Here is a 12,602-nt window from a genome sequence, read left to right on the forward strand (position 1 = left end):
CCTACTTCCCTTGATCGTCTGTTGAATGTTTAGCATTGATGGGTTTTACGCTGATCTTTCTTACTCTAGAGGTAGCAGGCTTATTTTCGTCGGCACCTTCTTTCGATGGTTGATTGGTTTTGTTAGTGATTCTATCTTTTTGCTGTACGGTAGTTTTATTTTTTGCTTGATCGTTTTTTCTGAGCTCATCAAGTACAGCTTGTTTTGGACCATCAATAATAATACGCTGGTTATCCATAATGATCAGCCGATCTACCAAGTCTAGCAATGCTGTCTTGTGGGTAGATACAATAAACGTTTGCCCTTGCGTCAACTCCTGACGTAGCACTTGTAGACAGCGCTGCTCTTGTCGGTTATCCATGGAAGCTGTCGGCTCGTCTAACAAGAACACATCAGGTTTGGTCAATAATAAACGGGTAAATGCAACCAGTTGTTTTTGTCCACCCGATAGTCCTTTACCGCCTTCACTAATCGGCAAATCCAAACCGCTTGAGTGACTCGATACCAAATTAATGAGCCCTGTCCTATTTAAAGTCTCTTGAAGAACATCGTCATTGGGCGCTGCCATACCGATTAATAAATTCTCTCGCAGGGTTCCTTGAAACAGTCGATGGTCTTGCTGCAGATAACCCAAGCGCTCACTAAGTGTCTCACGACTGATTTGATGTATATCCAGTCCGTCTAACAACACGCGTCCTTCCGTGGGTGCATACAGTCCTGCCAGCACTTTAAGCAAGGTAGATTTACCTGAACCAATAGGCCCAAGTATCGCTATACGCTCTCCTGGTTTAATCGACAGTTGCGGAACCGTAATGGCTGGTCGATCGTTGCCTTGGTAATTGAACGACAATCCATCGCACTGATACGCACCTTTTATGTGCGTAGGCGATAATGGATATGCAACGCCTTGGTTGTCTTGCTCTAGTGCAAACAGACTCTCAATATTCATTTTAGCGGCTTTGGCATGAGCATACTGTACTAGCAGATTGGGTATCGCCATCACAGGCGCCAACACTCTACCACCAAGTATCGAGCAGGCAATCAGTCCGCCCATTGTCATATCACCTTGCATAACGACAAATGACCCGACTATCACGATACCAACGTAGCTTACTTGCTGTAGCATCTGCGTAAAATACGTTAAGTTGTCATTGGCATGCTTCATATCCAAGTCGTTTTTGATGGTGACATCCATCACATCTAGCCAACGCGAGAGAAACTTCCAACTGCCTGCTCCTGCTTTTATTGTCTCGACACCTTCTACAGCTTCTACTAACAGACCCGTCTTATAATAAGAGGCAGTCGCGCCCTCTGATGCAATGGCATCGATGCGTTTGCGTGCAATCAGTCCCATCGTAATTGCGATGACCGCCGCTATTACTGGTACAACAGCGACTAATGGCGAGCCAATAAAAGCTATTAAGCTGATAAAAATAATGGTCATGGGCAAATCGACTAAACCAAAAAGCGTGCTCGCCGTAAAAAAGCTACGTACTTGCTCATAACCACGTAGCTGTGCTGCCATAGAGCCAACTGACCCCGGCATTTGGTCGATACGTACTTTGAGTAGACGTTGGAACACTTCTCGAGATAGGTACTGATCAAGACCGACAACGACCTTATCCATGATTCTTGAGCGAGAAAACTTCATAAACGCTTCAAACATGATCACCAAGAAGACGCCACTGGCTAAAATGATCAGCGTGTATTCACTACGCGTTGGTATGACACGGTCATAAACCTGCATAGAAAACAGAGAAACGGCTAATGCCAACATGTTAATCAGAAAAGTGGCAATAACGGCTTCAGCTAAAATACCTTTATAATTACCTAAATCGGACTTTAATAGATCAGAAAATGAGGCCTTTCGCTGCTTGATATGATCTTCTTTTAGACGAATACGCATGACCAAAGTCAATTCTTCGGCACGCGTATGTACCTGCTGGTTCGCTTGTCTAAAGTTCCAGCTTTTTTGCGGCGTTTGGCTATCAATCACGCCCCAACCTAAATCCGTTCGATACGCGAGTAAGGGTAAAAAAGCGGCATCAGGCTGCTCTAGTATTTCTGGTGTATCGGTTATGCCAATGCCTTGTAGTACTGCAATGACACCGCCTAACTCATGAATGCTCTGACCTTGTCTGTCCGACTGCTCACTATGACGTTTGACGACATCATGAAGCCGTATGTTATCTACTGGATAGCCTTGCTGTCCGAGTAAATGCTTAATCGCATCCGTCAGCGTTTCGGTCAGATCAACCTGCTCTGAGTGTTGCAGCTCATGATGGTCAACAGACTGAGACGATGTCTTTTGTAATTGTGCACTCATATTGATCGCTTATTTAATATTTTAGATGGTTGCGTATGTAGGATAATTTACGCCTATTTATATGACTTTTTGATTTAATTATTTGTCATATTCTCTTGTTCAGTTATCGGCGTAATACTGTAATCATCATTTAACATGAGATACTCACCATTGTTCAAGCTTTGCTCTGCCGTCGCGGGCAGCTTGATATCGATATATTCTTCTGTTGTGTTGTTTCCATAACCGAAATGACTACTAGCGCTGTTTTTGTCTTGTTTATTGAACCATTGCTTGACAGAGTTGGCTGGGCTAAATAAAGTCACTGGGTCACGATTATGAGAAAATTGCTGCCACTGCATAATGCCAAAATCTACTTGTAGTCTATAAAATGCACCCAACATTTCTGCACGAGTTTGTACCAGTTGGACTTGATAATCGTTATGCTCACGGACAGCATTTAGTACTTCTAGCCATGACTTGCGTCCTGCAATGAACTGTCGGCGATAAGAGCTGACCACAATCTGTGCCCCCGCTACAGCAGCAACTAACGAGGTTTCCCTGTCTTTGGCACTGACAAACTGCTGATACTGTACCTGAATGTTCTCGATGACATTACGGCGTGCAGCTTCTTGGTTTTGTACTAGGCTGTTGACCTCTGCTTGTGAAGCTCGTGCTAGCGCAAAATTGGAAAATCCAGCACCTGGTGCATAGCTCAATCCTACAGAGAATTTACCATCGTTTTCGTTATCCTCATGATAGTAAGCATGCTCATATTGGGCATAGATGGTTGGGTAACGAGCGGCTTGCTGTGCTTCGACACCTTGCTTAGCGGATTCAATTTGGAAGTGTTCTTTTACGACGGTAGGATTGTAAAAGCCAGCTCTATCAAACGCCATTCTTTCAAAGTCAACGGATTGCTGCTTGGCTTGATTTACCAATACCTTAAGATTCGGTATGCTCGTAACACTCATCTGGGACAATGGTTGACCAATGATTTGTTCTAGCCTAGCAGCGGCAATACGTTGCTGCTCAACTGCCGCTTGATAAGATGTTTGCTCTTGCAATATACGGTTAGTCACCAGATCAAGCTCAATACGAGCTGATACACCTTGACCAACGCGACGCTGCATCATGGCTTCAAAATCATTCAGCTCTTTTAAATTCTCTACATGGACGCTTTGTGTCGCGACGGCTTGGATATAGCTCTGCCAAGCATCAATCGTTGTTTTGGCCACTAAGTTTTGCTGCTCATAGATATACTCTACCGCAGCTTTATCATCGAATATGGCTTGATTGACATCTGCGGTGAGCTTACCCCCTGTCCATAGAGGCTGGCGAATAATCACCTCTGAGACAAAATCATTGTCTCTATCGTAACCTGAGCTCACGCTTGGCGTTGGTAAAAGGTTTAATTTGGCCGCATTAATTCCTTCGGTAGTTGCTTCTTGACTCGCTCGAGCCGACCCTACTAAAGGATGCGTTTGAATTGCCTGCGCCACTAGGCTATTGATTTGGAAATCTGCTACTGCTGCGTGGGAAGTCACTGTAAAACATATACCAGTCGCCAAAGCGGTCATAAAATGGCGCACTGAAATACTACGAAGTAACTGCTTACGATTTGACGAATTTTTCATATTATTTTAGTAATCGTCCTTGTTGATGTGCTCTCAAATATGTATTCAACACTTCTATGTTAAACCTTACTAAACCTAAGTTGGTAAGGCAACAACTTATATAGCCAATCAAGCTAACTAAGGTTATGTAACTTTATTAAAGCTCATATTCAAATATCAGTTGTCATCATATTACATATTACAAATAACTAGATTTAAGCAAAGCTATTCATGATTTTCTCAGACAGCTCATAGCATACCTCTCGACTCTCAGCCTCTAGCATAATACTTAGATAATGCACATCACCATTTATCCAATAGTTTATTAAGTTAGAGCCTATACCGACTAAGTTACCTGTCTTTAATCCTAGAATATTGGGGTAAGAGCGCATAAGCTTGTTGGTATTAAAAACCTTCTTACCATTGTATTCAAAATACTTGAAAGAACAGTAAGAAGCTATTGCCCCATACTGACTGATAAACACTTTGGCAAGCTTACTCATATCTTGAGCTGTCGTATGAGCCTTTCTGTCAAGACCCGAGCAACTGGTCCAATGAGTATTGGTTATGCTGAGCAAATGTGACTTACGAACCATTTGTGATACAAATGTCTTCTCATTACCGGAATGCCAATAGGCTAAAGCAAATACTGCTTCATTAGAGCTAGCGACTAAAGCAGACTCAATAAGTACTATTAGCGGTATTTGTTCGCCCTTTTTATAGAACTGATAGTACTCACTACTACCCCTCAATAAACTAACCGGCATCTCTATCGTAGTTGTAACAGGATCGATTCTATCCTGCATCACTTTATCCCAGACCAACATAACCGTCATTAATTTAGCCAATGATGCCATCATTTTTGGTATTGCTGACTTGTTTTCTATGATAAGACGCTGATCGGTTATCTCATTATTTCTTAATTTAAAACTCTCAAACAGTATGGCGGCGTCTGTATTAAAATCCTCCTTAACAGTAGTATCTTTTGTCTCAACTACTGCTAACTCTTGCTGATAAACAATAGATTTTTTACTCTCTATGAATAGCTTATTGAGCCCAATGCCATTAGAGGCTTTAATAAAAACATGGTCATGATCTTTAATGAACTCATATAATTGTAAGCTTACGGCTTGTACGTCTTCAAAGTGATAAAGTGTTATATCTAGACTTTTAAGCTTATCGACCAGCACCTTGCTTTGACTACCGACTAAAATCAAAGCTCTGAAATTCATCTTTTCAATGATAGGAGCCAACTGTAAATGGTACTTACTACTGTCACCCCCTAGCTCCAACATATCACCCAAAATCAATACTTTTTGATGGGTAGGTGCCTGCAACTGTTCAAAGGTTTCGAGTGCTGCCTGCATGGATAATGGGTTGGCATTGTAAGCTTCATCATAAAGTGTAATTGATCGGTTTTGATAAGTCGTTTCAAGTACTTGCCCTCGCCCAGTCACGGCTTTAAAACTTTCTAGTCGAGTAATGGCCGCACGGATAGGTAAATTATTATGGTTGACCACGGCCAAAATAGCCATCGCATTTAGCACCATGTGCTGACCACGGGTCTGTAAATTCAGCAAATAAGTCTGACCATCAACTGCTATCTGTGCTTGTGCCTCTTTTTGATGATAACTGAGTAGCTTAATTGTTGCATCGTCATGTTCACCATAGCTGACGACATGAATCCCCCACGTGGTTGCCAAACGCTCAATCAAATCATACTGTTCAATATCTCGGCAAACAATGGCGAGAGAACCTGGTGTCATACCCTCAAAAATACGTGATTTTTTGAGAGCAATAGTCTCAACATTATGATGATACTCAAGATGTGCGGGTGCAATATTGGTAATGAGCGCTATATCAGGGCGGACTAAATTGGTATTGGCAGACATAGAGCCAATCGCCATCTCTAATACCCAGTGACTTATAGAATGAGGCATAGAAGCCAAATTCCATGCAATGCCTACCGGTAGATTTGCACTAGATTGAGTGTAGCTCGCACCGCCGAAACCATTCAGTACATGTGCCAGCATATGCACTGTTGTAGTCTTCCCAGCACTACCAGTAATACCAATCACTTGACCATCAAAGACTTGCCGAGCATATCGTCCAATCGCAATAGTCGCTTGACGTATATCGCGCACGTACAACACAGGAATACTTGAGTCTTTATATGCTATGGCATCATCAGTGATAATGGCAGAAGCGCCTTTTTTCACTAAAGACTCAATCGATTTTTCAGACAAATAACCCACCGCCATATTTTTTCTTCGAGCCACGATTAACTGACCTGACTCAAAACTGGGTGACCAAATACATAATCCTGTTGCAGACCAATCTACTGGCGGTGTGACTAGCCACCTACCCTTAGTGGCAAGGACAAGCGAATTGGCCGCTAACACAGGTTGTTTCAAATGCTGACTATCGGATTCTACTGGCTGATTTTTGTTTTCATTACCTGTGTGGATTACATTATGAGTTGATTGATATTTCTTTGCAGCGAGCTTTGGATAATTGACTGTTTTTAAAAAATCAAAGTAACCAATAAGCCCTGATAAATAATGCTCTACATCATCAATTCGCACTCTGAACGAGTGATGACGGATAAAAAACCCATGCAAAATAGTTTGCGGAGATTTATAAAACATGGCCATTTCTGGAAAGAAAAAACCATTTATAAGATGATTGGCACGTGCATGTAATGCCTGATAAAACCCTTGAACATCAAAACCCGCTAACACATCATGAAACTCCGGATGCTCATCTAGCTTTAATAGCATTTTATGGAATGCCATGGATAGCTCAAGCAATGTCGGAAAAGTAGTGATACGGTTTTTGATAAAATCGGTATAGCCTGCAATATTATTGACTGCAAACTGAAAGTACTTTTTTTCAGATTTATATATAATCAACTCATTTGAGCAGTATGATAACCAGTGATCGTGTGCTTGATGATGCTTGGCTTCGATAAAATAGTCAAAAGCGCGAGTGACACAATTGATCCAGCGCTCATCTTTAGTCAGTCCATATAGACGCATTAAAGCAAATGCCGCCTCGCCATCATAATAGATGATGCGATTTTCGGCTTTGAGTGATAAATCCTTACTATGCAATACATGGACGAAGCTACCATCCTCTTGTTGCATCGCGATAACACCTAACGCTAACTTGGTTGCTAGCTCATGATATTTACCTGCAAAAGGCGTATCCTCAAATACTTGCAGATATTTAACCAAGGCCAGTATCGCAACCGCATTGGCACCCAGCTTAATCTCTCCACCAGTATCAATCACATATGCTTTGTCATCATAGGTTTGAATAAGCTCATCAATCAAATAGCTCATGGCATTATCAATACTAACTTTCATATTAGCCAAAGCAATTGTCGTACCATCGTTACGCGCGGTATTAAAACCACGGCAGGCTTCATAGCCTTCTATTAATGCATAAGTACTACTGGCATGGCGTAGGCTATTGTACGTATCAATGGTACGGTTAAAACAAGGGAAATAGCCATATACATATTTGCCTGATGGCGTGACCTGCTTTGCGAGGTAATGCGTGGCCTGCTCAATAATGGGTTGGGTGCTGCTTGCCAATAAGGGTCGTAATTTACGATGGCCCTTATGACGAGGTTTGGTTTCGAGAGTGTGGTACTCACCTGTCTCTATATTTATAAATACACCAGCGGTATTAAAGCTAACAACAGGCAGATCATCGTGAAAGTTGGGGATTTGGCTGCTGCCATGACGCGCCTTTAAATACACGTTCAAGTTGTTAGCATTGACCCCTGCATGAGAAACAGTATTACCCATATAAAGGCAAGCATTGGCATTCAATTCCATCTCAGTTAGTAATAACCATGGCTCACGTACACCTTCAAATGCGATACCAGAGCGATAATAATTACGCTTAAATCGTTTTAAGCTTTGCTGAAAATCCAACCAAGTGGTAAATGAGGCTTGATTTAACCATTCTAGCCTTAGCCACATAATAGGGGCATCAAATTTTGTGGATAGCTTTTCTAGCTTGTCTATAATTATGGGAAATATTTGTTCAAAGTCAGAGAAGTTGCTAATGCGATCTATTTTGTCTAGTTTTATTAAATCATCAATAATAAAAGTGACTACTTTGGCTTTTTTATGACTATCAGAGACTGATAAGATGAAGGTGATAGGCAACGTATCTAATGCAGCATCTTGAAAATTCCCAGTGCTATTTTCAGTGTGTACTTGGGTAGTATGTGTTTGTACCCAGTGTTCATAGATGGCTGGTAATTTATTTTTTAAGTGAGTCATTAAGCCATCAATGGTTGTATTTTCACTCATGTTTTTATCACCTTTTACGGTTTGCTATTTTTGAGTATTTTGATTAACTATACCAATTTTGTATTTTTAGGACTTTGAATGCTCATTAACTATATCTTAAAATAATTGAGTATACCCTGTAAAAAACGCCCCCATTGCGGGAGCGTTTTAGAAATTAGAACTCAATTAGTCAATGTTAAATAATATTTGTGATATCAACATCAATATTGACCTGTGTAGCCGGGTCGGTGCTCAGTGCCCACACGTTATATTGTTGTCCATCGGCATCTGATGTCGTGGTTTGGGTATTTACCCATGTTGTCGCATTACCAGATCCATATGTATCACTGAAATCAGCGCCAACATTACCTAAGTCTACGGAATCATCACTATCCCCTTTGACATAGATAGTCGAATCAATATCGTTAGCTGCGACATTCAGAGTATTTGCACCTATTCCACTGATATCGATGATGTCTAGCACCTCTGGCTGGATAAGATCAGACAAGCTAATGACTTGATTCGCCCCATCAAAGCTTAGGATATCGAGTCCTTCGGTTGAGGTAATCAGCGAGGTGTCAGGAAGCTCAATAGCGTCATCAGTATCGTCAGCAAGCGTGAAGCTCTCATCTACCGTCATACTACGTGCAGCGACTGGTTCTGGTGCTGGCCAGTCACTAGTGATGTTTATAGTCAGTGTGGCGGTATCTGTATTATTAAAATCATCAAGTATCGTGTATTCAAAAGTTTCTACTTGGTTGATAACGTTGAGGTCTGGATCAGGTCTGTAGAAATACGAACCATCTGGTTTTATTGTGAGTGTTCCGTAGATACCATCTATGACAGTGGTGCCAATAACACTCGTACCATCAACTGACGACACAACCGTAGATAGTGTGACGTCATCGTTGTCACTGATCACATTACCAACAGCCGCTTGCGAATCATAAGTGCCTGGCTCATCTGGATCAGTCTTCGTAACAAATCCATTAAGATTAACGCTAGAAAGTGCTCCAGATGCCTCAGCTATAACACGATAGTTACCTGCTTCCAGATTTTCTAACGTAATAATTAAGCGCTCCCCTAGAAGACCGCCAAGGTCGAGCAAACCAGCATCTGTCTGAGTAGCAACATTAACCCAGAAGAGACCATTCTGTTTTTGTACCACAAAGCTAGTACCACCTAAAAGGTCACTCGATTCAAGGGTAAGTAACGCTGATCCTATATCACCTGGGTCAATAGTGAACGTTCTTGTCACACTGGAAAGACCTAGCACGTTACTAGCTTGACCAGAGATAGGCTGCTCTATCGTTTCTGGATTTACAATCAGCTCTGTGGTTGCCACATCATCTACCGCATCAATTGGGAAATCGACCGCTGGGTAATCACTCTCGATACCTACTGTCAATGTGGCACTATCAGTACTGCCAGTAACTGTATCAACGATCGTGTAAGAGAAGGTGTCTGATTTACCAATACTACCAACATTTGAGTTTGGCGTATAAGTATAGGCACCATCAGCGTCTATAACCAAGATTCCGTGGTCACCTATGATATTTGTCGTACCACTACTGTTAATTGGTTCACCATTAACTGTAGTAACTACCGTATCAGCGGTTGCTACATCATTCTCGTCAATAACATTGCCCGTAGCATTTGCAGTTGCTACCGATGCTATCGCTGTTGAATCAGTCTCAACGATATTCGCCGTCAGGGTTCCAGTAGTAATCAGACCAATTGCTGGACTGACGTAACCTATCAATCGGTATTCACCGGTTGGTAAATCTGTTAATTGGTAACTCGCATTTCCACCTAAGAGACCGAGCACATCAATCAATCCAGTATTAGTACCAGAGTTCCCAATATCAACAAAGGTGCCATTCGCATCTTTTATTTGGAGAACCACACTACTATTATTTAGAAGATCTACCACCCCAGATGCCGCAAGACTTATTTCTACAGAGCCTGTACTATTTTCAGCAATATCAAAATCAAATTGCATTTCAATATTCCCTGCACCAAGCAGACTCAATACTGATGTTGCCGAGTCCGTTTTAATCTCAGTAGTCGTCACTGGTGTAACGATTATTTCAGCTGTAGTACTATCGTCGATGGCATCCACCTTGATAGGTACGATGACAGTAGTAGGCGCACTTACGTTACCTGCAGCATCAGTAGCCGTTGCGGTAACAGTCTCACCGTTGGTTAGTGGATCTTCACTGGTGTCAATAACATAGTCGCCAGCGCCATTTGTAGTACCGCTGTAGTCAGGTACGCCATCGCCATCAACATCGATTTCAACCAACGAGTTGGGTTCTGCTGTGCCACTTACTTCAGTGCCATCTGTATTCACTTCAACAACTGGGGCAGCTGGAGCAATTGTATCAACTTTGATAGTCACAGAAGGTGCATTACCACTGACATTGTTTATAGCGTCTTTGATGTTGTAACTTAGCTCATACTCGCCATCATCTAAAGGCGTCTGCGGTGTTAGCGTATAACTGCCATCCGCATTTTTGACGACTATAGCATCAACCACAATATCGTCAATTACCAACTGAGGTGTGTCTCCATCATCAACAATGTTGGCATCAATCACCAAACTTGGCGTGTTGTCATTTGTGAACCCATTATCGACAATGATTTCTTCAGGGTTCAGTACGTCACCGCTGCCATCATTGGCCACGTTATCAGTGACAGTAGCCACTGATATGGGCGTACTAGGAGCCGTAGAGCTGATATTAATCACCAGTTTTGCGGTGTCACTGTTACCTGCTGCACCGTTAGAGATAGTATATTCAAATACTTCTGTTTTACCTGACGATGCGTAGTCACCATTGGCCCTGTAAATGTAGTTACCAAGCTCATTGATGATTAAAATACCGTACTGACCCTGTATGGTAAATACGTTGAGACCGTCAACAATTTCAGAAGTCGGCTCTAATAAAGTATTTTCACTATTGATATCAGTCAGCTTAGTATTAGCGGTGACTATATCTTCACCCAACTCATCTTCTGCTAACCCATCAGGATTAATGACATTACCTGTGAGGATTGCATTTGAATCGAAATTATATTCCGTTAGTGTAGTCGTCACATTGGTCGTTTCTAGCAACGTTAGGGTATTGCTAAGTAATGCACCTGCAACAGCATCTAATACTGGATCAACTACGCCCCCAAGTAAATTGTTTAATACAGTATTGTTTTGGAGCAAAGTCACCAATTCATCGATGCTTAGCTCATTTGTCACACCTAAAGCAACTGTAAGAATACCTTTGACTGTGGTGCCCAGACCAACTGTGTCAGCATTTAGCGAAGCCTCTACTGCATTTAAGACAGCCGTTTGATTACTCAAGCCTAAAACGATGCCAGAGTCGCTTAAGTCTGCCAATTCTATATCTTCGACTAAAGTAGTTAATGCACTATCACTTTTACGCACTATTACTGTATAGTCTCCTGGCTCTAAACCAGATACAGTCGCTGTCAATGTGTCGTTGTCAGTAATGCCTAGTACCTCTAAACCGACTACATCACCTATTAGTGGTTCACCACCAGTAGTACCAACATAAACACGGTCGCCATTGCTATTGTAGACTTCTATATTAACGGCATCCGCTACTGCAACTAGCGCTATTTGTTGGACATCAATACTAACTGTACCAATCGCGCCATCACTTACAGTAAAGCCAAGAATACCATCTGAGTCTACATCCCTTGCAGTAATATCGCTTCTCGTAACGAAACTACTCCTTTGCACGAAACTACTTCTTTGGGCAATTCCATTTCCTTCAGCGATACCAAGTACGGCGACGTTATTGTCAGTTACTGGTGGGTTATTAGTGGCTTGTAACTCACCTAAATCTATATCGGCTGAGTCATCTTGAGCAACTATGGTAGTAGTATCAATCGTCACATTGGTGACTGACGAATCCTCACTCACGTTACCTGCCTCATCAATAAGGTTGTAACTGAGTGTATAAGGGCCATCAGTCAATGGCGTGGTTGGCGTTAAGGTCACGCTGCCATCATCATTAGGCGTAGAGGTTGAAGGTACGACGCTGCCATCAACCAACAGTTGCGGGATACCGTTAGCTACTTGCTCGGCAGGTACAACAACGCCTGGTGTGTTGTCGTTAGTCAGGCCACCATTAATGACAGTTTCTGCTGGAGTAAGCTCGCTACCATCAATGTCGACATTGTCAGTGACCACAGGGGCATCAGTTGGTGCCGTTGGTACAACCGTATCCACAATGATGTCTTTGGTCACAGGGGCACTGATATTACCAGCGGCGTCCGTGGCAGTGGCGGTTAGGGTTTCATCCCCTTCGCCCATGGCCGCCACGTCATCGGCATCAACTGCCACACTCCAGTTGCCAT

4 protein-coding genes are annotated in these 12,602 nt (G+C 42.3%); all 4 read right to left on the reverse strand.

What is annotated here, in order from left to right:
• Nucleotide 1: 1 nt before the first annotated feature.
• Entirely contained in the window at nt 2–2,326 is a 2,325-nt protein-coding gene (locus tag ACQKC9_RS01620) for a type I secretion system permease/ATPase (protein WP_427620249.1), read from the reverse strand.
• A gap of 74 nt (nt 2,327–2,400) precedes the next feature.
• Nucleotides 2,401–3,939 (reverse strand): TolC family protein, encoded by a 1,539-nt coding sequence (locus tag ACQKC9_RS01625; protein ID WP_427620250.1) that lies wholly within the window; start codon nt 3,937–3,939, stop codon nt 2,401–2,403.
• A 194-nt stretch (nt 3,940–4,133) separates the two neighbouring features.
• Nucleotides 4,134–8,246, reverse strand: a complete 4,113-nt coding sequence (locus ACQKC9_RS01630; protein ID WP_427620251.1) for a Mur ligase family protein — start codon at nt 8,244–8,246, stop codon at nt 4,134–4,136.
• A 175-nt stretch (nt 8,247–8,421) separates the two neighbouring features.
• A partial coding sequence (locus ACQKC9_RS01635) for a beta strand repeat-containing protein (protein ID WP_427620252.1) occupies nt 8,422–12,602 on the reverse strand: 4,181 nt, incomplete at its 5' end.

This window comes from Psychrobacter sp. NPDC078409, from assembly GCF_050268505.1.
In the GTDB taxonomy this organism is placed as follows: Bacteria; Pseudomonadota; Gammaproteobacteria; order Pseudomonadales; family Moraxellaceae; genus Psychrobacter.